The following is a 20,012-nucleotide window of genomic DNA, read 5'->3' on the forward strand; positions in this document are numbered from 1 at the left end:
CCTCCTCTCCAGTGTCGCTCTACGCGGCCGTATCGAACTGGTCGCGGCGGAGCCGACGGGGAGAACGTGCGTGAAGGCGTTCTACCTGGGCGGGATGGGCGGCCCTGGACGCGGATGGCCGGGGAACCGGCCTCTGAGCGGCCGCGTCGGGCTCCGGCATCCGCGTCGGGCGCTCCTCATTGAGGCGGATGATCTCGGCGAGGTGGTCGGCGGTGAAGCGGTACGCGCGGCCGACCCGCGTGAAGGGGATGAGGCGTCGGCGTGCACGGTCCTGGACCCACCAGGCGGAACAGCCGAGGACGTCGGCTATCTCCTCGGGGCGGTAGAGCCGGGGCACCGAGGTCTCGTGCTGGGGGCGTTCAGGCATGGGCGGTCGCCTCCTCCGCGCGGGCGCGGGCAGGGGAGGTCGCGGGCATGGCGGGGTGACGCACGGGGTGTCCTCTTCTGGCGGCGTGGGGAGCGGCAACTCCGTGGGCTCGCCGGTGTGGTGCTCAGGGATGGGCGGTGCGGTGCGGGGGCTTCGAGGCGGGGCTATTCGGTGTCCTTCTGATTGGGGCTGGGGCGATTGTGCAGCTGGTACGGCTGGGGCAGGCCGATGAGTTCTTCGGCGACGGCGAGGGACGCGGCGGCTTCGGCTTCTTCGCGGACGTCGGGGTGTTCGTCGAGGTAGGCGTCGAGGGCGTCGCGGGCCTGGGCGGCGGCGAGGTTGGCCATGTGGGAGGCGCGATAGGCGCGTCTGATGTCCTCGACCAGCTCTGTCGCGCGGGCGTGGGCGGCGAGCCTCGGGGGGCCGACGAGGTTGGCCAAGGAGATACCGAAGACCTCGGCGAAGCCGAGGGCGTCATCGACGGTGACCCGGCGCTGGCCGTTCTCGATCCGCCAGACCGCCGAGGGGTTCATCTCGTAGCCGGCGGCGTTGAGGCGGTCGGACAGGGCGTTGGTGCTCCAACCGCGCGAGTCCCGTTCGAGCTTGATGCGCACCGCGATGTTCTCCTCGCCGGCGAGCTGGTTGATGCTCGGGCCTGGCAGGTCCTCCTCGTTGTCGCCCACTCGGCGCTCCTTCCGTTCGTAGTACCTCACTGCAATCCGCAGGGAGACTACTAGGATACACGCCGTTCTGCCGATTGCAAGTAGTTGCTGCGATCCGCAGAGATGTGGTATTGTCTTACCATCCCCCGCACCCTGCCCACCGACCCCCCAGACACGACAAAACCCCCGGCGCTGACACGCCGGGGGCTGAAGCAGAACCCTCGAAGACCGCCCATCCCTGAACGACCACGACCGGCATTCGGCCCCGGGATTGCCGTCCCGAAGCCCGCCAGGAGAGGAACTTCCGTGAACCAGCGTACGGCCCCGCTGGCCGTATCCGCACCCCCGTCTCCGCAACCCGACCCGAAGGCGGGGTGCTGAGGCATGGCCCGGATACGCACCATCAAGCCTGAGGCATTCGCCTCGGAGTCCCTGGCCGCGGTGTCCCTGTCGGCCGAGCGGACCTTCTTCGGCCTGCTCACCCAGGCCGACGACCACGGCCGCTTCCGCGACCAACCCGCCGTCATCGCCGGGCTGCTGTGGTCGCTGCGCCCCGACCACGGCCCCCTCGGCGTCGAGGACGACCTCACCCAGCTCGCGGCCGCCGACCTCGTCTGCCGCTACGAAGGTGACGACGGCAAGCAGTACCTCCACGTCACCACCTGGCGCCGCCACCAGAAGATCAACCGCCCCAGCGGCGTCCGCGCACCCGCCTGCCCCCACCACGAGGCCGCCGGGAGCAGTGAGACGTCACGGCAGGGTCGGCGAGCCCGCAGTGAGGAGTCAGTGAGCCCTCACGGAGTCCTCGCCGAGGACTCGCGGCAGACGAACGAGCCCTCAGCGAATCGCGAACCCGCAGGTCGGACGGGATTCGGCGAGCCTTCACCGAGGGCTCACGGAGGACTCACTGAGGCCGCAGTGACTCCTCAGGGTCCGGATCTAGGACCTAGGATCCTGGATCTAGGATCAATCCCTTCGGGGGGCGCGAGCGCCCCCGCGCCCAGCCCCACCGTCTCAGCGAAGCAGCTCATCGGCGAGTACGTCGCGGCATGCGCGCACCGCCCGCCGGAGAAAGTCCTCGGGCACCTCGGCCGGGAAATCCACCAGCTCCTGGGCGAAGACATCGCCGCCGACCACATCCGCGCCGGACTGGACCGGCTTCGGATCAAGGGGCTGAGCCCCAGCGTGCTGCCGAGCCTCGTCAACGAAGCGATGAACGCCACCCCGCCGCAGGCCAACCCCCGCACGCCGTACCGCGCGTGGACCAACCCGGCCGATGTCGAGAGCGCCTACGGCGGTGACCTGTGACCACCGCCACCCGCGAACCCCGCACCGCCGCCAGGGCGGTGAACCGTATCGGCGCAATCCTCGCCGCCCGGGGCATCGACCCCCGAGCCGAGATCATTCCGGAGCCTGACACGGTCACAGCGCTACAGCTCGCTGATGCCCGCATCCCGCCCCGCTACCTGGGCGCGCTGGCCGACCACCCGCGTATCACCGCCTGGACCGACGAGATCGCCCGCACCGGCCGACGCGGGCCAGGCGGCGTACCCGGCATCGCGACGGGGCCGTCGCTGCTGATCGCCGGCCCCACCGGCACCGGCAAGACCCATCAGGCCTACGGCGCGATCCGCGCCCTGCTGGCCGCCGGTGTCCGCCTGCGGTGGGAAGCGACGACCGCAGCCGACCTCTACGCCGCCCAGCGCCCCCAGCACGGCAGCGACCCTGAGCAGCAGCTCTGGCGCCTGGGCCGCAGCCCGCTCCTGCTGCTGGACGACCTCGGCGCGGCCAAGCACTCTCCGTGGACCGAAGAGCTGACCTACCGCCTGGTCAACCACCGCTACAACCAGCTCCTCCCGACGCTGGTCACCACCAACCTGCCCGTCGCCGAGCTCCGTGACGCCGTCGGCGACCGCGTCGCCTCCCGCCTCGCCGAGATGACCGACCGCGTCATCCTCACCGGCCACGACCGCAGAAGGCACACCGCCGGATAACCGGCCCCGGGCCGCCCCGCGGACCCGCTGTCACGCCACTCCCCCGCCTCGCTCCTCCGCCGACGCCTGCCCGCGCGCGGAAGCAGAACCCACACCGGAGTTCCCGCATGCCCCCGAACACCCGCACCGCGGCCCACCAGGCAACCGCCTGGGACCGCGCCGCCGTCGCGCTCCTCGGCGCCGCCGGCTGCACCCTCTCCTACGACGCCCTCCAGCAGATCGCCATCGCCATCCACATACGCCCCGCCCTGACCTACCTCTTCCCCCTGGTCATCGACGGCTTCATCGCCTACGGGGTGCGCGCCCTCCTCGTCCTGCGCAACGCGCCCTTCCGCGCCCGCCTCTACACCTGGACCCTCTTCGCCACCGCCACGTTGGCCAGCGTCTGGGCCAACGCCCTCCACGCCATCCGCCTCAACCAGCAAACCCACACCACCGGCCTGCACCTGGACGACGCCACCGTCGGCATCCTGTCCACCATCGCCCCGCTCGCCCTCGCCGGAGCCGTCCACCTCCACATCCTCATCACCCGCGCCGACACCACCCCGCCGACGACCGGCACCGTCACGCAGCCCGAAACCGCCGAGCACCAGCACGAGACTCCAGTCGCCCCCGAGCAGGAGATCCAGCACACCCACCCCGAACCCACCCCGGCACGCCACGAAACAGCCCACCCGGTCCGCCGCATCGGCAGGCCACCCAGCGCGGAACTCGACGAACTCCTCGACCTCACCCGCCCCGCCTTCCACCTGCACGAAACCCCCACCCGCGCCGTGGTCCGCGAGACCATCCGCGCCGCCGGCCACACCATCAGCGAAGACCGCCTCACCCAGCTCATCGCCACGCTTCGCCGCGAACGCGACAGCCACTGACCGGAAGTTTCCCCAGCTCAAACGGCGGACCAGCCCCACCTGGTCCGCCCAACCAGTCAACCGGTCAACACCCGAAGCGGCGGTCCCCCGCCCGAAAGCCCCCGGACCACCCCCCACGGGCCTCTCAACACGGCCTGGCGGAAGCTCACCTGTTCAGTTACTGAACAGCGGGGCCGTTCAGTAACTGAACAGAGGCCGTGTTCTGAAACTGAACAGACGCCCCTCGCCTCGTTCCATCACTGAACAAGAACCCCGTTCCGCCACGGAACCCCTGCCTGATCCGCGACAGAACACAGCACCGCAACCCCTCAGCACGAGACCGGGACGCAGCAGCGTCCGCTCCGACCCACCCACACACCCTCCCTCGCCGAAACGAGCGCCCAGATGTCCATCCGCCACGAAACCCCCGCCATCCCCACCCCACGCACCCGCCCCGTCCCCGACGAGACCGGCACCGCCACCGCCCACCCCCTCAGCGGCACGGAGACCACCAAAAGCCCAGCCTCCGGCGGAGCAAGTTGTGCGCTGGGACACTCCCCCGTCGGGGGAGCGCCCAGCACGCGGTCCTGCGCCCCGGGGGTGGCGCAGGACACCGGCCGCCAGGCGGCGACCGGTACCGGTTGCGGGCCCGAGGGCGGCCCCGCACCAAAGACAGCCCCGACCCGTACGCGACCACAGCGACGCAGCCGTACGCGTCAGAACAAGCAGCGCGACGCCGTCAGCGTCCGCCTCAGCACCACCGAACGCGCCCAAGTGAAAGCCGCCGCCGACCACACCGGCGCGAGCCTCGCCAAGTTCATGGCCCAGGCATCCCTCGCAGCCGCCCACGACATCAACCGCGTCGCAGCAAACCTGCTCGACCTGCGCGGCACCATCCGCGAACTCATCGCCGCCCGAACCGACCTGGCCCGGATCGGCAACAACATCAACCAAATCGCCCGCGCCATCAACTCCGGCGGCGACCCCATCGGCGCCGAAGCCGCCCTCGCCGACGTCCGCCGTGTCGCCGCCCGCCTCGAAGCCGCAGCCCAGACGTTGGCCGACCGCGCATGATCCCTTCCATCCACAAGCCCGGCTCCAACACCGCCGGCGCGATCGGCTACCTCTACCGCACCGGCCGCGGCCACGAGGCCCACACCGACCCGCACCTCGTCGCCTCCTTCGACGGCCTGGCCCCGGACCCCGCCCGCGATCCCGGCGCCACCTTCAAACAGCTGGCCAGCTACCTCGACCTGCCCGTCGAAGCCGTCGACCCCGCCGAGCGCCCCAACCAGCCTGTCTGGCACTGCTCGGTGCGCGCTGCCCCCGAAGACCCCGTGCTCACCGATACGCAGTGGGCCGACATCGCCCGCCGCATGGTCCACGCCACCAGCATCGCGCCCGAAGGCGACGACGGCGCCTGCCGCTGGATCGCCGTCCGCCACGCCGACGACCACATCCACATCCTGGCCACCAAGGTCCGCCAGGACGGCACCAAACCCCGCGACTCCTACTCCTACAAACGCGCCCAAACAGAAGCCCGCCAGATCGAGGTCGACTACGGACTGCGCCGCGTCACGCCCGGTGACGGCACCGCCGCCAAACGCCCCACCCGCGCCGAAACCGAAAAGGCCCACCGCGCCGGCCGCCAGCGCACCCCGCGCGAACAGCTCCGCGCCACCATCCGCACCATCGTCGCCGTAGCCGCCACCCCCGAGGAGTTCTTCCACTACCTGGCCAGCAGCGGCATGAAGGTGGAAGTCCTCCGCTTCCCGTCCGGCGACATCCGCGGCTACAAAGTCGCGCTCGACGGCGACACCAACGCCGCAGGCCAACCCATCTGGTTTTCCGGCTCCACCCTCGCCCCCGACCTGTCCTACCCCCAGATCCGCGCCCGCCTCACCGCCACCGAACCGGTCACGGCAGCCGGTGCCCGCCGACCCAACCCCTGGTACCAGGCCACCGCCGCCACCGAACGCATCCCCTACCACCTCGCCGGCACCGAGGACGCAGCCTCCCAGGCCCACATCGCCGCTTTTGCCGAAGCTCTCGACGCGCTGCCCCTCCGGGCCCCCACGAACCTGCGACCCCAGCTCCGCCAAGCAGCCATCGACTTCGAACGCGCCAGCCGCTCCCGCATCCAAGCCGACCACCACCACGCACGCGCCCTACGCGGAGCCATCCACGCCATCGCTCGCCGACCGATAGGCGGTGACAGCGCGGGCATCGCCATGTTCCTCGACGCCGCCATCCTCGCCGCCATGGCAATTCAGCGCTGGCACGCCGCCCGCCACCACAACCAGCAAGTCGAAGCCACCCGCCGCACCCTCGCCGACCTCCAAGCCGCCTACGACCAGGCCGCACCCGCGCCCCTGGCCGACCTCGCCCAACGCCAGCCGTCCCAATCAGCCATCGAACGCCACGCCCAACGCATACGCCGGACCATCCCCACCCACGCCGACCAGATCCTCAACGACCCCACCTGGCCAGCCCTCGCCACCACCCTCACCGACGCCGAAACCACCGGCCACGACCCCACCCAACTCCTCCACCAAGCAGCAGACCAACGCGCCCTCGACGACGCTCGCTCCCCCGCACAAGTCCTCACCTGGCGCCTGCAACGCCTCAGCCAGCGGACCCCGCTAAGCCCTCTGGCCCGAGCCGCCCAAGCCCGCAGCACCGTCCTCCCAACTGTTCGAAATGGGGCAGACACCGCGACGTCCCAACCTGCTGCTCGTCCGTCCGACCCCGACAACCGCCGCCACCGATGACCACGTCAAAGCTCACATCAGTGATAGCCCTCCGCTGATTGCCGCTTGCGCTCCAGAACTACCAACGGGCAGTTCAAGGCTGCTGCGATCCTCGCCAGATTCGCGGGGGTCGCGCTGCGCCACCCGGACTCGATCTCCCCCATCAACTGTTCGGAGATATCGACTTGGCTGGCCAGCGCCCGTTTCGTAAGACCGGCCTTCTCCCTCGCCCACGTCACGGCCTCCGGCTCCTGGTGCAGCCTCCGCGGCCGGACCCGTCTCCTCGCGGTGCGCTCAGCGCTGTTGTCGGTCACCGGGACGCTCGCTGCTGGACGTCCGGGGAATCAATGGGGGCAGGGTCGTCGTCGGCGACGACCGCCCATACCCGCTTCCCCACGCCATCGCGCTCGCTCACACCCCACCGCGAGGCGGTGAGCGCGTCCACGAGAAGAAGGCCTCGTCCGCATTCCTCATCCGCGGTCGCCTTCCGGAGTTCGGGCCAGTTCTCGTTGGCGTCGTGCACTTCGATGCGCACGCCGCCGAGCGCTCGCTCGTAGCGCGTCTCGATCTCGCGCCCACGAGGAGGGAGGGCGTGCCTGACCGCGTTGCTGAAGAGTTCCGATAGAACCAGCTCAGCAGTATCCGCGAGTCCGCTCAGCCCCCAAGCCCCCAGCTGCCGCCGCAATTCCTGGCGAGCCACGCTCACACATCGAGCGCTGCGCGGCCACTGCCTCACCAGAATCGGTTCGTCGTCGCGGCTTCCCGAATGCGTCATCAGGTCTCTCCCCACTTGGTGTCCATCGACGTGTCTCAGGAAGACCAAAGCGGTGAAGCCGTACCGCGGACCACGCTTCATGCACACAGTGCTTCCGCTCATGCACGCTCTGCATAAATGGCGCGCGGCGAGCCGCCCCCGGCGCCGGGGGGGTCAGTCCCGGATATCCAGTCCCGGCGCGAGCAGTTCCAGCGCCTCTTCCCACCGAAATCGGTCCGCGCCTCCCCCGGACTTCGGCGGATGGGGTTCGTAGCTGCTGATCAGGACACCCATCGTGCGCAGTCGCGACAGGCTCTCGCCGTACGCGGGGTGGGCGGCCATCGCGCTGTTCACGTACGGCAGCACGGCCGTGGGAATGCCCATCCCGTACGCCTCGCACAGGATTCCGAGCGCGAGCGTGTCAGAGATGCCGGCCGCCCATTTGTTGACTGTGTTGAAGGTCGCCGGCGCCACCGCGATCGCGTCGGCCGGCGGCAACGGGCGCACGTCTCCCGGCTTTCGCCACGCCGACCGGACCGGATACCCCGTCCGCGCCTCGACCGCCGCCTGGTCGATGAAGCCGAGCCCGAGCGGCGTAGCGACGACGCCCACGCCCCAGCCCCGGTCCTGCGCTGCCGAGATCAGCGTCCCCACGTCCGGGGCCACACCGGCCGCGCACACGACGACGTACAGGAACGGCCTCTTCGGCGAATCGCTCACGCGGGCACTCCCAACCGACGGGCGAAGTGATGCAGTTCCGGCAGCGTACGACGGCGGTCGCGCGCAGCCATGTCGGCTACCAGCTCCCGCACGGCGGGACGCCGTACGTCCTGGGCAGCGCAGCTCTCGGCGATACGCAGCGCCTGAAGGCCGTCGGCGAGACGACCCTGCTGGCTGTACGCACGGGCAGCGTCCGTCCACAGTGCAGCCCGGCGCTCCGGGACCGGGATGTGCCGGCGCATGAGCGGCCGTGCGGCCTGAAGCGCCAGTCCCGCGTCGCCGAGGAGAACGGATGCATTCATTGCGTGCAGTTCCACGTTGATCGAGCTGAAGTTGGACCACTTGTCTGGCTCGCTGCCCGGCATCATCCCGGCGACCTCCCGTGCCTCGGTGAGGAAGTCCTTCACCGCGCTACGGTCGCCACCGAGACCGGCCGCCGTCACTCCTCGCAGGAGCAGCATCCCCAGGACAGCAAGATGCCGGGGAGACCGCCGGTCGTACGAACCCGCCATCTGGTCCACGGTGTGCCGGACCAAGGTGACCGCCTGGGCGGCGTGATGCTCCCTCGCCAGCAGGTGGGCGTGCAAGCGCACACTGGAGGCCAGCACGACCGGGTCGCCGGACCGCTCAGCCTCTGCCATGGCCCGCCCCACTGCGAGCCACGCGTGTCCGTGGTCGCCATGCTTGAGGAGCAGGCTCGCGGAGGTCTGGTAGGCGGCGGCCAGCATGCCGGTCACCTCCGAGGAACTGGTGGCAGCGCAGCGCAGGTCCCCGATAAGGGCGGGCAGTTGCTGTTCGAGCCGGGCGTAATCGCAGGCGGAGAAAAGGGCCCGCAACCTGGCCATCCTGCCTGCCAGTTCAGGAAGACTCTCTTCTTTGGTGCTCGCTGCCGGCACAACGCCGGGAAGAAGCGACTGGACGAGTTCCCCGTACGGGATTGCCGACGGCGCAGGTGCCGCCAGCGTGACAACGCCCGCGGCAAGGAATGTGCGACGGTGCATGTCCTCTATGGTCTCTCGATCAGCGTTGCCGGCGATGGGGGCCGTCGCCAGTCCCAGCATCTCCACAGGGATGCCGAGTTCTGCGGCCACGGCGCGCAGCACGCGTAAGTCCTCGGTCCCCCACCCCTGTTCGAGGCGGCTGACCTTTGACTGGTGGTACCCCAACGCGATCGCGACATCTGTCTGAGAACGTCTCGCGAGCACACGCGCATGCCGCAGGATCTCGCCGATCTTCTTCGCCTCGTCCTGCTCTGCGGCCACGCGCACGGCTCCCTCCGCCGTCGCCGATCCTCCCCTCTGAACAGGGCCCCGGACCACCCCGCCTACCTCCCATGCGGGGTCTGCATAACCCATGCAGCACTAGCAGGTCAGGTGGATTGGCCGGCACCCTCAACGGTTTCGTGGTGAGCCATACCCATCCAGGAGGTCCCGTATGGAACCGCAGTACCTCAATCCACGAGGCACCGCTCCGACCACGGCCGCCGAAGTCGTTGCTGTTCGCCCCGGACCACCACTTACCGGCACGGTGACCGTCGACGGTTCGAAGAACGCGTCCCTGCCGCTGCTGGCCGCGGCAGCCGCACTCCGCTCGCCCGTGCACCTGAGCAATCTCCCCGACAGCACCGACGTCCACGTCATGATCGCGCTCCTACGAGAAGCCGGCCTCGATGTGGTCGGATTCCCCGGCCCAGCGGCCACCGCGCTGATCTCGCCGGACAGCGCCCGACGGACGGCTCCCGAACTCTTCACCGCCGCGGGCCGTATCCGGGCCTCGTACTACCTGGTCCCCGCGCTGCTCGCCCTCTACGGGCGGGCTCGTCTGCCCTGGCCCGGCGGGTGCCGCATCGGCGACCGCGGCATGGAGCAGCACTTCCGGGTGTACGAGGCTTACGGCGACCGGTGCACGACTCACCAGCAGGGTTACGACGTAGAAATGGCGCGTATCCATCGCGGCACCGTGTCCGTGGCCCTGCCGTTCCGCTCCCGTGGAGCGACGGTTGTAGCAGTCCTGCGTGCGGTCGTCTCCGGGAGCGAACTGCAGCTGGCCAGGCCGAACCTCTCGCCCGAAGTGCTCGGCGTGCTCGATGCGTTGGAGACAATCGGCTGGGACCTCGGAGTACGCCGGGACCTCCTCGTACTCGTCCCGCCAAGCCACTTGGTGGAAGGCACCAACTCCTGGTCTGTGCCGGGCGACAAGATCGAGGCCGGAACCCTGGCCTGCACGGTCGCCGCCACTGGCGGTGTCGCCCGCATCGAGGGCGTCCGGAGCCGTGACGTCGCCCCCGTGGTGGCACAACTGCGGCAAGCCGGCATCACGATCACTGAGGAGCCCGACGCGTTCGTCGTGGACGCACGGGAGATCAGCCCCGTCGAGCGCCCGTTGCACGCTTCGGCTTCCCTGTCCCCTGACGGCCTCGACGCCGACTTCGAACCCTCCCTGCTGGCGCTGGCGCTCGGCGTACCCGGGCACCACGCCTTCGCGGACACGATCAACCCCGGCCGCCACACGAACCTGATCCCCCAACTCCGCAGCATGGGCGCGGACATCGAGGAGCTCTCGCCTACGCAGTGCCGCTTCTTTGGTCCGCAACGGCTGACAGGCGCGGGCGTGGAGACCACCGATATCCGCACCGGAGCCGCCCTCCTCATCGCGGGATTGACCGCCGACGGCATCACCACCCTCGGCGGCCTCGAACAGCTCCGCCGCGGTCACGCCGACCTGCCGGGCAAACTCCGGTCGCTCGGCGCGGACATCTGCGAGGTCACTCCATGACGCGGCTGCTCAAACGCATAATCGCCACTACCGACTTCCACTCCGCCTTGGGCGAGGCTGGGCCGATGCTTTCGTGTCTGTGCGCCGCCCGCTCGGACACCCTCATCATGGACAGCGGCGACTTCTTCGAAGGCACCGGCTACTACCGCCTCGGCGGTGGCGCACTAGAGCTGGCGACCCTGCTCGCGCTGTACGACGTGGTCGCGCCCGGCAACCACGGCTGGCGGCACTACTTCGAACCCGACCTGCACCGCATCACCGTCTGTGCCAACGCATACGAGGCGGGCGGTCGGCGGCTCTTCCGCCCGGTGGACTTTCGCCGTATCGGCGGCCGAACGACGGCGGTGACCGGCGTACTCGGCTTCCAGGCGTTCAACGCCATCCCCTACGCCCAATGCGTCGGCCAGCGCGTGGTCGACCCGGCCCAGGCGCTCCGCGAACTGCAGCTCGCGCACGAGGAGGTGGACTCCTGGATAGTGCTGAGCCACTCCGGCTTCGAGGAGGACTTGCGTCTCGCCCGGACGTGCCCGTTCATCGACGTCATCTTCGCCGGCCACTGCCACGGCAGTCAGTACGGACCCGTCCACGTAGGCAACACGACCGTCCTCAAGGGATACGAACTCGGCGCCGGATACGCCTGCGCCGAGCCGTCCGACCGTGGCTGGGCCGCGCAGGTCTCCCGCTTCCCCGACACCGGACCGTCCCATCTCTCGGACGAACTGGAGCCGCTACGAGCCCGGATCCGCGCTGCCGGACGACAGCTCTCCGTGGCGCTGGGTCCGGTGAGCGCGCCGTACCGGCACTCCGCCCTGGATCGTCGAGCGCTGCTGACCGACGTGGTGAACCGACTCCGCGTGGAGGCCCAGGCCCCGACGGACGCGGTGCTGCTCAACGAAACCGCCCTGCGGACCGCCACGCTCAGCGGCACCCTGACGCGCGGTGACCTCCTCGCCGTCGAGCCGTTCGACAACCACCTCGTACGCGCGACCGTCCCCGAGCACTTCCAGGACAACCCGGATTCCCTGGCAGCCCACATCACGGCGTACGCAGGCCCGATCGTGACGGCCCCGGTCCCGCTCCCACCACGCCCGCGAACCATTCTGACCACTGGCTATCTCGCCGACGTCTTGGCAGCGCCTGCGGAGACGGCTGGCATTCCGCTGGCTCAGGCCGTGCGGCACGCCCTCACCGATGGGACCTCCCTTGATCCTCACCGGCCCTGAAATCACCCTTGCCGCCAGCGACGGACGCTTACGCATCTCGCCGTTCGACCAGAGCCAGGTCAATCCCAACAGCTACAACGTCCGTCTCGGGTCGACCCTGCTCGTCTACGCCGAGGACGTCCTCGACGCACACCGCCCCAACCCCACCCGCCACGTCGAGATCGGCAGCGAGGGACACGTACTGGAGCCCGGCCAGCTCTACCTCGGCCACACCGTCGAACGCGTGGGCTCGGACATCTTCGTCCCGTTGCTCTTCGGCCGCTCCTCGGTCGGACGCCTCGGCCTGTTCGTGGAGATCACCGCCCCAATCGGAGATATCGGCTTCCATGGTCAGTGGACGCTGATGCTGTCCCCGATCAGGCCGCTACGGGTCTACGCCGGCATGAAGATCGGGCAGGTCATGTTCTTCGTCGCCGTCGGCCCGATCACGCCGTACGCGGGTAAATATCAGTCCGCCGACGGTCCGCAGGCGTCTGCCTACTGGCGCGACCTCGTCCCGGCGTCGAGGGCCGCCTCGTGATCCTCACGGGAGCCGCCATCGCCGCGGCCCACACGGCGGGTGAGATCACCATCGAGCCCTTCGACCCGACGCGCCTCTCCCCGAACGCCTACGACTGGCGGCTCGGCGAACTCCTGCTCGCCTGCGATGGCGCTCTCGACGCCGCACGGCCTACAGGCGTTACCGAAATCCCCCTGGGAGCCACCGGATTCGTCCTGCGGCCAGGGGTGCTCTACCTAGGCGACACCTACGAGAAGACCCGCTCGGAACGGTACGCACAGCTACTCAACGGCAACCGCAGCATCGGTACCCTCGGCATCTGGGTCCACGTCTCGGCACCCCTCGGACACCAGGGCCACGCCATCCGGTGGACGTTGGAGATCCGCGTGGCCAGGCCCGTGCGCGTCTATCCCCGGATGACCTTCGGCAAGCTCGCCTTCCTCCACACCCTCGGCGCGGCGGCGAGCTATCAGCAGCATGGCCTGAAGTACGCGGCCAGCCGAGGCGTCGAGACCTCCCGCCTTTACGAGGAACTCCGAGGGGGACGTTCATGACCCCCGCCGTGGCCACCCTCCTGGACCTGCCCTTCCCCAGCCCCGGTGGAAGCGTCGAACTCTTCCTTGACCTCTACACAGGGGGTCAACCACTCATTCCAGCTGCCGCTTTCATGCTGGCGTCCGGCGGGAAGCCGCCTTTGCTGCCGCAGGGGCTCCACCTCCTCAACGTCTCAGGCAAGTGTCTGGAAGGAAGGGCGTTCAACGCGTACGTCGAGAGGCTGCGGGCCGCCGTCACGAGCGCCATCCAGCCGGAGGAGGTGAGCACGCTCCACCTTCACCACCTCGCCTTCGGAGCCTCCCCCGCCCTCCTCCGAGCGCTCCCCGTAGCCCGCCGGATCGCCCTGGTCCACGGCACCGATCTTCTCTACGCCTCGATGTACCCGGACCAGCGCGACGTCCTCCAGCACTGCGCCAGAGCAGTGGACACCATCGTGGTCCCCACCAAGGCAATGGCGGACCGGCTCCTCGCGCTCGCCCCCGGAACCACTCGCCGAAAGATCGAGCTGATCCCCTGGGGCATTCCGGACCAGCTCCTGTCCTCGGCGGCGAGCCCGCGCCCGCGCCGCACCGACCACCTACGGCTGCTGTACGCCGGCCGCCTCGCCTCGGAGAAGGGCGTCGAGGCTCTCGTCGACTCCCTCACCGCCACGCCCGCGACAGAACTGAGCATCGCGGCCCCGCCCGCCCAGTTCCACGCCCTGGCACCGCTGCTGCACCGCCTGGGAGTGCACGTTCACTACCTCGGGTGGCTCCGCCGTCCACAGCTGTGGAAAGCCTTCGCCGACCACGACGTACTGGTCATGCCCTCGACCACGTTCGAAGCCATGGGCCTGGTCGCCCTCGAAGCCCAGGCCTGCGGACTGCCCGTCCTCTACCAACCCGTCCCCGGCCTCAACGAGACCCTCGCCTCCACCGGCATGGCAACCGACTTCAGCACTCCCGCCACCCTCACGCGCGACCTCACCCGACTCCGTACGACTTCCGGCCTACTCGTCGCCCTACGCACCGCGGGCCGCGCCAACGCCGCCCGCTACCCACTCAGCGCCACGGCTACCGCCCTGACCGACCTCGGCAGGCAACTGAACTGACCGCCGCCGTGGCGTGCCCACCCACCTTCCGCGGTCTCACTACGCTGTCCGCAGGGCAACCTCCAGCACTCGACGGGGAGACCATGACGCTCGATACCGACCGCATCCACCAGCTCCTGGACGACGGCGTACGCGACAAGGTCTACCCGGGCGCCGTCTGGGCCGTCGGCGACGCAGACGGCACCACGGCCAGCGGAGCTGTCGGTCTGCTCGACCCATCCGAGCCAGACAAGCCGATGCGACTCGACACCGTCTTCGACATCGCCAGCCTCACCAAGGTCCTCGCCGTCTGGTCCACCATCGGCACCCTCGTCGAAGCAGGAAAACTCCAGCTCGACACCCCGCTCGGCAGCTTCTGGCCCGAGGCCAAGGGCCACCCCCTCGGTCCGGTCACAGCCCACCAGTTGCTGACCCACACTGCGGGCCTCCCCCTACGTGCCAACCTGCGCAACCTCCACGGCACCGACTCCCAGGACATCCGCGACGGCGTCCTCCACGAAGCACTCCACCGCCCACCCGGCGAAGCCGTCGAATACACCGACCGCGCCGCCCTCATCCTCGGTTACCTGGCGGAATACCTCTCGGGAGAGCCACTCGACCGCCTCGCCCGAACCCGCATCTGGCAGCCCCTTGGCATGACGGAGACCACCTTCGGCCCCCTCCCTGCAGAGTCGGTGACCCGCAGCGCCCCCACCGAGCTGAACGACGAGACCGGCCGCCACCTCAAGGGCACAGCCCACGACTTCTCCGCCCGCCTCCTCGGCGGCGTCTGCGGCATCGCCGGCGTCTTCTCCACCGCCACCGACCTCGCGGCCTTCGCCCGCCACATGCTCAAGCCCACCCAGGCCGCCTTCGGGCCTACGTGGATCGCGAACTCCCTCCGCATCCACACCGGCGACCTGACCCCCGCCCGCGGCCTCTTCTGGCACCCCGCCCCTGGTACCACTCCCGAAGCCGACGACACCTGGGTCCACTACGGCTTCACCGGCACCGCAATGTGGATCTCCCCCACCCACCAGAAGTGGGCCGTCCTCCTCACCAACAAGCTCTACTACACCCGCGACCGCGCTCCGCTTACAGACATCCGCAACGACTTCCGCTCCCGGGCATTCGGTAGGCCATAGGCACTCGATGCCCCCCCACACACAGGATCAGGGCGGCTCGCTGACGCTCGCCGCTGGGGACGCCGCCCCTGTCTCCGCTCCGCCAGTCACGCATAACAGCGAGCCACACGGACAAGGTTCGCCGACACGCGGATCGGCACCCGCCAGTCGCGCAACACCTCTGCGGAGCACGTCGCGGACGGTTCAGAAGCCCTCAGTACGACAGTGCCCGACGTCTGTGGGACCCGAACGGAACGACTTGTTCCACGCGAGGGTTCCGGTGGACTTCGTACGCCAGGTGTTCGAGGTGATCGCCGAGACGCCTCAGCACACCTACCAGTTGCTGACGAAGCGGGCACGGTGGCTTCGACGAGTGGCGGATCAACTCGACTGGCCCTCCAGTGGGCGTCTCGGTCGAGAACGCGACCGGGTCGACGACTGGCGGCAGGTACCCGCCGCAGGTCGCTTCTAGTCGTGCGAGCCGCTACTCGGGCCGCTGAGCGGATTGCGCCTCGACGGTATCGGCTGGGTCATCGCCGGCAGCGAGTCTGGACCCGGCCACCGACCTGTGCGCGAGGAATGGCTCACAGAGATCCGCGACGTCTGCAACGACTCCGACAGCTCCGGCGTGAACGTCCCGGTCAGCAGCCCCATTCGGACCCCGCTCCGGGAAGTTGTCCCCGGCTATGCGATCACGTGCCACAAGGACGAGACCCTACGCCATCAAAATCGGCCAACGGCAGCGACGTTGGGCACAGAACCAGCGCGATCTGTGGGCCGAGCTCAGGCTGTCGGACTCGTGAGCTCGCGGACGCGGTCGCCGTAGAAGCCCTGCTTGTCCGCGTCCATGACTCGCTCAAAGTACTCCCGGGCGCGTCGCCGATCACCGACCATGAAGTAGTACTTCCCGAGCTCGAAGAGGCTGAACAGGTCGAAGGCGTCAAGCGCCAGGGCCTGGTTGTAGAAGCTGAGAGCGAGGCGATCGTTCCCGTTGAGGGCGTGCGCCCACCCGAGCTTGGAGTAGACGACGACGGCATCCGGCCGCTCCGCTCGAACGGTCTCGAGCAACGGGATCGCGCGCCCATAATCGCCATCAAGTCCCGCCGCGACGGCGAGCCGGAACCGCGAGTACGGCCGGTTGACGGCGTCCACAAGGCGCTCGTAGATCGCCACCGCGTCGCCGTACCGCTGGAGGCTGGTGTACAGCTGACCGAGTCGCTCGAGCACGTCGCGTCGCTGCTGACCCTCGACCGGGTAGCCACGATCGAAGGCAACGAGAAGCTGCTCGTACGCTTCGGCCGCTTTGCGGTCGTACCCCAGTCGCATACAGATGCCGCCGAGCATCCGCAGGTACTGAGGATGGCCGTCGCTCCGATCGACAGCGGCCTCCGCCGCCTCCAGGGCACCTTGAGTGTCGCCCTCGGCGAGCCGCTGCTTGGCCAGTTCGAGGTAGTAGAGCGGACTCGACGAGGGCGGCTGGAAGCCGAGCTGGCTGGGCCCCGAGCGAGCCGGCACGGCTGCCGTCACCGCCTCAGCGCGCAACCGGTCAAGGCATGCCTGCACGGCGGCGCGCATCGACCCGCAGTTCTGAAAACGGTTCTCGGGCCGCCACGCCATCGCGCGAAGGATTACGTCCTCGAGATCGGCAGGCACATCGCGGTTGACCTCACGAGGCTTGGCGATCTGCACGCCGGTCAGCAGCTGATGCGGGCTCGAGTAGGGCAACCGTCCCGTGGCCATCTCGTAGAGGAGAACGCCGATCGAGTAGATGTCGCTGACGTTCCGGGCGCGCTTCCCCTCAAGCGCCACCTCTGGGGCCATGTACGCCTCCGTGCCCTGGCGCTTGGTCCAAACCCACACGTCCTCGAGCCGGCGGCTCGACCCGAAGTCGGTGATCTTCGCTGCCCCGGACGCCTTGTCGACGAGGATGTTCTGCGGCTTCAGGTCATTGTGCGAGATGTTCGCGGCGTGGACGGCAGCAAGACCGTCGAGGATCTGCATCGTCCACTCCAGCATCTGTTCGAAGGTGAGCGGCGCCCGCGTACTGACGCTGTCGAGGACCTTCGCCAGGTCGTAGCCATCGACGAACTCCATCTCGATCACGAAGAGCTCGCTGATGTTGTGGAAGCCGTGGACTCGAACGATATTCGGGTGACGGATTTCCCTGATGATGTCTGACTCCTTGCGAAGCACCTCCTCGCCCTTCTCCTGGTCTTTCGGAATCTTGATCGCGACCGTGGCACCATCCTTCAGTCTCCGGGCCTGCCACACCTCGCCGAAGCTCCCTTTGCCAAGCTCGGCTAGCAAGCGAAACCGATCGCCCAGCTCCTCGCTGGGTTCGCCGCGGAACACGATCAGCGCCATGGCTACGCCCTCCCCAAGGCGAGCCGCTCATTGCGCTCGTCGCGCAGGAACTCGCCGAACACGAGACGTTCGGAACCGGGAGCGGGGCGCATCACGCACTTGATGATCATCAGCGGTGTCCGTGCCGGGCCCACGTCACTGCCACGACGCCTGAACCCTTCACGGTAAGTTGCAATGATGGCGTCCATGCTGCGCGGAGCCGAGCCGCTGCGAACCCAGTAGATCAGGACACACAGCTTCAAGCTCGGGGACGTGGTCGACGCGATCGCGAGGTTCTCGACCTTGCCCCTCAGCTTCCCCTCGTCACCGCGCTCGAACCTCTCGAATTCGAACGCGAGCGAGGCTTCGCCCGAGTGCTTCTCGAACCACACGGAGTCCGCGCGCACGTCTCCGAGGCCGTTGTCGCGGGCCCACCAGATCGGGCACTCCACCACGGCGGCGTAGCCCTGCGACTGTCCCGCGGTGGCCAGGACCGTGAGGAAGTGCGAGTGCACCGTGAGCCCGATGTCCGGGATCCCCGAGAGCAGCATCGGGAAGTGCTCGACCATCAGTTGGCGGTTGGTGAGCCCGTCGAACACCAGGTCCGCCGGTGATGTCCAGCGGTCACCTATCATCCTCCCGACCTCCCCCAGCGCTCGCACACGCGCGGTGACTCACCGCCGTGGACGAGCGCCTTGGTGCCGACTTTCACGACGAGCGGCGCGATGATCGCCCGTCCGCAGATCAGCGCCTCACCGGTCGACAGCGTCGGGAGCTCCGCCAGGTCCGCTGCAGAGAAGTAGTCGGAGGTCTTCTGGATGAACCGCTGGTCGTCCGGGTTCTTGATGCGCATCGCGACGATGGTGTTGCACTGACTCGTCACGTCGGAGTCGAGCTTGCTCGGGCGCTGGCTGACGATGGCGAAGCCCACGCCGAACTTCCGGCCCTCGGCCGCGATGCGCTTGATGATGTTCTTCGAGATCGCAGCCTCGCCGGCCGGCGCGAAGTTATGCCCCTCCTCGTAGACAATGAACACCGGTCGGGTCGGGCGCTGCTTGTCGGCCGCCGCCTTCATCAGCTCACTCGAGATGAGCGCGACGATGACCTGCCGCGCCGTGTTCGAGAGCCCTTGGAGGTCGATGACGCAGAGCCGTCCGGCCTCGGCATTGTCGTCGCCGACCATCTCGTAGACGTCGAACGGCTCACCGGCCGCGCGCGAATAGAAGCTCTGCGCCTCGTTGATCATGCGCCGAAGGCGGATGGCGGCGATGTTGGCGCTCCCTCCGCGGAGCGCGTTGGCCTCGCCCTGGCTGCCGGACTCCGTCACCCACTCCTTCAGGCGGTCGAGATCATCGAGGACCGCGAAGAGCTCCTGGATGTCGCGAGGCTCGTCGATGTTCTCCTTCCAGTAGCGGAGTGCGACGTCGAGCACGCGCTGCTGCGGCTCCGTCAGTCCAGGGAGCACCCCGGAGAACTCGTCCACGTCGAAGTGGTCGAGCTGAAGAGCGAGGCGCATGTTCTTCCCCGCGTACTTCTCGTCGAAGCTCCGCAGCTGCGGCGTGTAGACCTTGATGCCGCCCCCGCGGTCCTGCAGCTGCTGGAGGGCATCTTGGATCTCGGCGAGCTTCTGCCGGTCCCGAGGATCCTCGACCTTGTCGAGCCGGTCGTTGAAGTTGAGCTTGCCGGTTCGGAAGGCCTTGCCGTACTCGCCGTGCGGGTCGAAGACCACGACCGACGCGTTGAGCTGCGAGACCAGCCGCTCGATGACGCGCCCGACGGTGTAGCTCTTCCCCGAGCCGGTCATCGCAAGCACGGCGAGGTGCTCGGTCACCAAGGTGTTCGCGTCGAGGAAGACGGGGACGATGTTCTCGCCCTTCTCATAGCCGACGAGGTTGCCCAGATGGATGCTGGTGTCCTCTGAAAACTCGTAGAAGCTCGTGAGGAACGCGTAGTCGACTCCGTAAACCTTCGTCCCCGGCGTCAGGGGCCGTCGGGGTATCCGGATCTCGCCGGTGAACGGATCCTTGTAGCCGACCAGCTCGAGCGTCGCATACACGGTCTCGCCCGAGAGCCGCGACTGCGGCAGCAGCTCGACTTCACTGATCCCTTCGCCGAGCGCTGGGCTGAACAGGATGTTCGACCGCGAGAGCCCCACGATGCGGCCCAGCACGTCGAGCAGCGATTCCGACTCGCGCTCCTGGTGCGCGACCCGCACGAACTCCCCACGCCGCGCCGAGAAGCTCGTACGCAGCGCGATCGTCAGCCTATTGGGTTCCCCGGTGTTGCCGACCAGCTTGCCAATGTAGTTCTCGTCGTCTCGGAACAT

20 protein-coding genes and 1 pseudogene are annotated in these 20,012 nt (G+C 68.7%); 12 read left to right on the forward strand and 9 right to left on the reverse strand.

What is annotated here, in order from left to right:
- Positions 1–19 precede the first annotated feature (19 nt).
- Both ACGFMP_RS00630 and ACGFMP_RS00635 read right to left on the reverse strand, forming a co-directional pair.
- Positions 20–367: a helix-turn-helix domain-containing protein gene (locus ACGFMP_RS00630; protein WP_393669409.1), complete on the reverse strand. Its 348-nt coding sequence runs from the start codon at positions 365–367 to the stop codon at positions 20–22.
- A gap of 164 nt (positions 368–531) precedes the next feature.
- Positions 532–1,050, reverse strand: a complete 519-nt coding sequence (locus tag ACGFMP_RS00635) for a helix-turn-helix domain-containing protein (protein ID WP_393669410.1) — start codon at positions 1,048–1,050, stop codon at positions 532–534.
- A 363-nt stretch (positions 1,051–1,413) separates the two neighbouring features.
- On the opposite strand from ACGFMP_RS00635, the gene ACGFMP_RS00640 reads away from it, so the two are divergent.
- From ACGFMP_RS00640 to ACGFMP_RS00660, 5 genes are all read left to right on the forward strand, one after another.
- Positions 1,414–2,337 (forward strand): hypothetical protein, encoded by a 924-nt coding sequence (locus ACGFMP_RS00640; RefSeq protein WP_393669411.1) that lies wholly within the window; start codon positions 1,414–1,416, stop codon positions 2,335–2,337.
- Entirely contained in the window at positions 2,334–3,023 is a 690-nt protein-coding gene (locus ACGFMP_RS00645; RefSeq protein WP_393669412.1) for an ATP-binding protein, read from the forward strand. Before ACGFMP_RS00640 ends, ACGFMP_RS00645 begins: the two co-directional genes overlap by 4 nt.
- Before the next feature lie 107 nt (positions 3,024–3,130).
- Entirely contained in the window at positions 3,131–3,895 is a 765-nt protein-coding gene (locus tag ACGFMP_RS00650) for a DUF2637 domain-containing protein (RefSeq protein ID WP_393669413.1), read from the forward strand.
- A 384-nt stretch (positions 3,896–4,279) separates the two neighbouring features.
- Positions 4,280–4,948 carry a MobC family plasmid mobilization relaxosome protein gene (locus ACGFMP_RS00655; RefSeq protein ID WP_393669414.1) on the forward strand — a complete coding sequence of 223 codons (669 nt, stop codon included), beginning with the start codon at positions 4,280–4,282 and terminating at the stop codon, positions 4,946–4,948.
- The gene (locus tag ACGFMP_RS00660) at positions 4,945–6,645 is read left to right on the forward strand and encodes a relaxase/mobilization nuclease domain-containing protein (protein ID WP_393669415.1); all 1,701 of its coding nucleotides are present in this window, start codon (positions 4,945–4,947) and stop codon (positions 6,643–6,645) included. The genes ACGFMP_RS00655 and ACGFMP_RS00660 overlap by 4 nt, the downstream gene beginning before the upstream one ends.
- Positions 6,646–6,662: 17 nt before the next feature.
- Here the strand turns inward: ACGFMP_RS00660 and ACGFMP_RS00665 are convergent, their stop codons facing one another.
- Genes ACGFMP_RS00665 through ACGFMP_RS00680 form a run of 4 tightly spaced genes read right to left on the reverse strand, consistent with a single transcriptional unit; the run spans position 6,663 to position 9,360 of the window.
- Positions 6,663–6,938, reverse strand: a complete 276-nt coding sequence (locus tag ACGFMP_RS00665; protein ID WP_393669416.1) for a helix-turn-helix domain-containing protein — start codon at positions 6,936–6,938, stop codon at positions 6,663–6,665.
- Positions 6,935–7,501 (reverse strand): ATP-binding protein, encoded by a 567-nt coding sequence (locus ACGFMP_RS00670; protein WP_393669417.1) that lies wholly within the window; start codon positions 7,499–7,501, stop codon positions 6,935–6,937. The genes ACGFMP_RS00665 and ACGFMP_RS00670 overlap by 4 nt, the downstream gene beginning before the upstream one ends.
- A gap of 51 nt (positions 7,502–7,552) precedes the next feature.
- Positions 7,553–8,098 carry a flavoprotein gene (locus ACGFMP_RS00675; protein WP_393669418.1) on the reverse strand — a complete coding sequence of 182 codons (546 nt, stop codon included), beginning with the start codon at positions 8,096–8,098 and terminating at the stop codon, positions 7,553–7,555.
- On the reverse strand, positions 8,095–9,360 hold the full coding sequence (locus ACGFMP_RS00680) for a helix-turn-helix domain-containing protein (RefSeq protein WP_393669419.1): 1,266 nt from the start codon (positions 9,358–9,360) through the stop codon (positions 8,095–8,097). Before ACGFMP_RS00680 ends, ACGFMP_RS00675 begins: the two co-directional genes overlap by 4 nt.
- 172 nt (positions 9,361–9,532) lie before the next feature.
- Here ACGFMP_RS00680 and ACGFMP_RS00685 point away from each other — a divergent pair, with 172 nt between their 5' ends.
- From ACGFMP_RS00685 to ACGFMP_RS00715, 7 genes and pseudogenes are all read left to right on the forward strand, one after another.
- Positions 9,533–10,873 (forward strand): UDP-N-acetylglucosamine 1-carboxyvinyltransferase, encoded by a 1,341-nt coding sequence (locus ACGFMP_RS00685; protein WP_393669420.1) that lies wholly within the window; start codon positions 9,533–9,535, stop codon positions 10,871–10,873.
- Complete coding sequence (locus ACGFMP_RS00690) at positions 10,870–12,096, forward strand: bifunctional metallophosphatase/5'-nucleotidase (protein WP_393669421.1); 1,227 nt, start codon at positions 10,870–10,872, stop codon at positions 12,094–12,096. The genes ACGFMP_RS00685 and ACGFMP_RS00690 overlap by 4 nt, the downstream gene beginning before the upstream one ends.
- A complete protein-coding gene (gene dcd, locus ACGFMP_RS00695; RefSeq protein ID WP_393670279.1) occupies positions 12,077–12,616 on the forward strand; it encodes a dCTP deaminase in 540 nt (179 codons plus the stop codon). The genes ACGFMP_RS00690 and dcd overlap by 20 nt, the downstream gene beginning before the upstream one ends.
- Positions 12,613–13,149: a deoxycytidine triphosphate deaminase gene (locus ACGFMP_RS00700; RefSeq protein WP_393669422.1), complete on the forward strand. Its 537-nt coding sequence runs from the start codon at positions 12,613–12,615 to the stop codon at positions 13,147–13,149. The genes dcd and ACGFMP_RS00700 overlap by 4 nt, the downstream gene beginning before the upstream one ends.
- Complete coding sequence (locus ACGFMP_RS00705; RefSeq protein WP_393669423.1) at positions 13,146–14,240, forward strand: glycosyltransferase family 4 protein; 1,095 nt, start codon at positions 13,146–13,148, stop codon at positions 14,238–14,240. Before ACGFMP_RS00700 ends, ACGFMP_RS00705 begins: the two co-directional genes overlap by 4 nt.
- A gap of 83 nt (positions 14,241–14,323) precedes the next feature.
- Positions 14,324–15,364 (forward strand): serine hydrolase domain-containing protein, encoded by a 1,041-nt coding sequence (locus ACGFMP_RS00710; protein WP_393669424.1) that lies wholly within the window; start codon positions 14,324–14,326, stop codon positions 15,362–15,364.
- A 7-nt stretch (positions 15,365–15,371) separates the two neighbouring features.
- Positions 15,372–16,169 (forward strand): annotated as a pseudogene (locus ACGFMP_RS00715) (DUF5131 family protein).
- On the opposite strand, the gene ACGFMP_RS00720 reads toward ACGFMP_RS00715, so the two are convergent.
- Genes ACGFMP_RS00720 through ACGFMP_RS00730 form a run of 3 tightly spaced genes read right to left on the reverse strand, consistent with a single transcriptional unit; the run spans position 16,127 to position 20,012 of the window.
- The gene (locus ACGFMP_RS00720) at positions 16,127–17,707 is read right to left on the reverse strand and encodes a protein kinase (RefSeq protein ID WP_393669425.1); all 1,581 of its coding nucleotides are present in this window, start codon (positions 17,705–17,707) and stop codon (positions 16,127–16,129) included. The pseudogene ACGFMP_RS00715 and the gene ACGFMP_RS00720 overlap by 43 nt on opposite strands.
- Positions 17,708–17,709: 2 nt before the next feature.
- Entirely contained in the window at positions 17,710–18,321 is a 612-nt protein-coding gene (locus tag ACGFMP_RS00725) for a hypothetical protein (protein WP_393669426.1), read from the reverse strand.
- Positions 18,318–20,012 carry a helicase HerA-like domain-containing protein gene (locus ACGFMP_RS00730; RefSeq protein ID WP_393669427.1) on the reverse strand — a complete coding sequence of 565 codons (1,695 nt, stop codon included), beginning with the start codon at positions 20,010–20,012 and terminating at the stop codon, positions 18,318–18,320. Before ACGFMP_RS00730 ends, ACGFMP_RS00725 begins: the two co-directional genes overlap by 4 nt.

The organism is Streptomyces sp. NPDC049040 (genome assembly GCF_043197715.1).
In the GTDB taxonomy this organism is placed as follows: domain Bacteria; phylum Actinomycetota; class Actinomycetes; order Streptomycetales; family Streptomycetaceae; genus Actinacidiphila.

Bases quoted from the DNA above. Each gene is read 5' to 3' on its own strand.
- ACGFMP_RS00630 (WP_393669409.1), bottom strand. From the start codon at position 367: ATGCCTGAACGCCCCCAGCACGAGACCTCGGTGCCCCGGCTCTACCGC.
- ACGFMP_RS00640 (WP_393669411.1), top strand. From the start codon at position 1,414: ATGGCCCGGATACGCACCATCAAGCCTGAGGCATTCGCCTCGGAGTCC.
- ACGFMP_RS00650 (WP_393669413.1), top strand. From the start codon at position 3,131: ATGCCCCCGAACACCCGCACCGCGGCCCACCAGGCAACCGCCTGGGAC.
- ACGFMP_RS00655 (WP_393669414.1), top strand. From the start codon at position 4,280: ATGTCCATCCGCCACGAAACCCCCGCCATCCCCACCCCACGCACCCGC.
- ACGFMP_RS00660 (WP_393669415.1), top strand. From the start codon at position 4,945: ATGATCCCTTCCATCCACAAGCCCGGCTCCAACACCGCCGGCGCGATC.
- ACGFMP_RS00670 (WP_393669417.1), bottom strand. From the start codon at position 7,501: ATGAGCGGAAGCACTGTGTGCATGAAGCGTGGTCCGCGGTACGGCTTC.
- ACGFMP_RS00685 (WP_393669420.1), top strand. From the start codon at position 9,533: ATGGAACCGCAGTACCTCAATCCACGAGGCACCGCTCCGACCACGGCC.
- ACGFMP_RS00690 (WP_393669421.1), top strand. From the start codon at position 10,870: ATGACGCGGCTGCTCAAACGCATAATCGCCACTACCGACTTCCACTCC.
- ACGFMP_RS00705 (WP_393669423.1), top strand. From the start codon at position 13,146: ATGACCCCCGCCGTGGCCACCCTCCTGGACCTGCCCTTCCCCAGCCCC.
- ACGFMP_RS00710 (WP_393669424.1), top strand. From the start codon at position 14,324: ATGACGCTCGATACCGACCGCATCCACCAGCTCCTGGACGACGGCGTA.
- ACGFMP_RS00720 (WP_393669425.1), bottom strand. From the start codon at position 17,707: ATGGCGCTGATCGTGTTCCGCGGCGAACCCAGCGAGGAGCTGGGCGAT.
- ACGFMP_RS00725 (WP_393669426.1), bottom strand. From the start codon at position 18,321: ATGATAGGTGACCGCTGGACATCACCGGCGGACCTGGTGTTCGACGGG.
- ACGFMP_RS00730 (WP_393669427.1), bottom strand. From the start codon at position 20,012: ATGTTCCGAGACGACGAGAACTACATTGGCAAGCTGGTCGGCAACACC.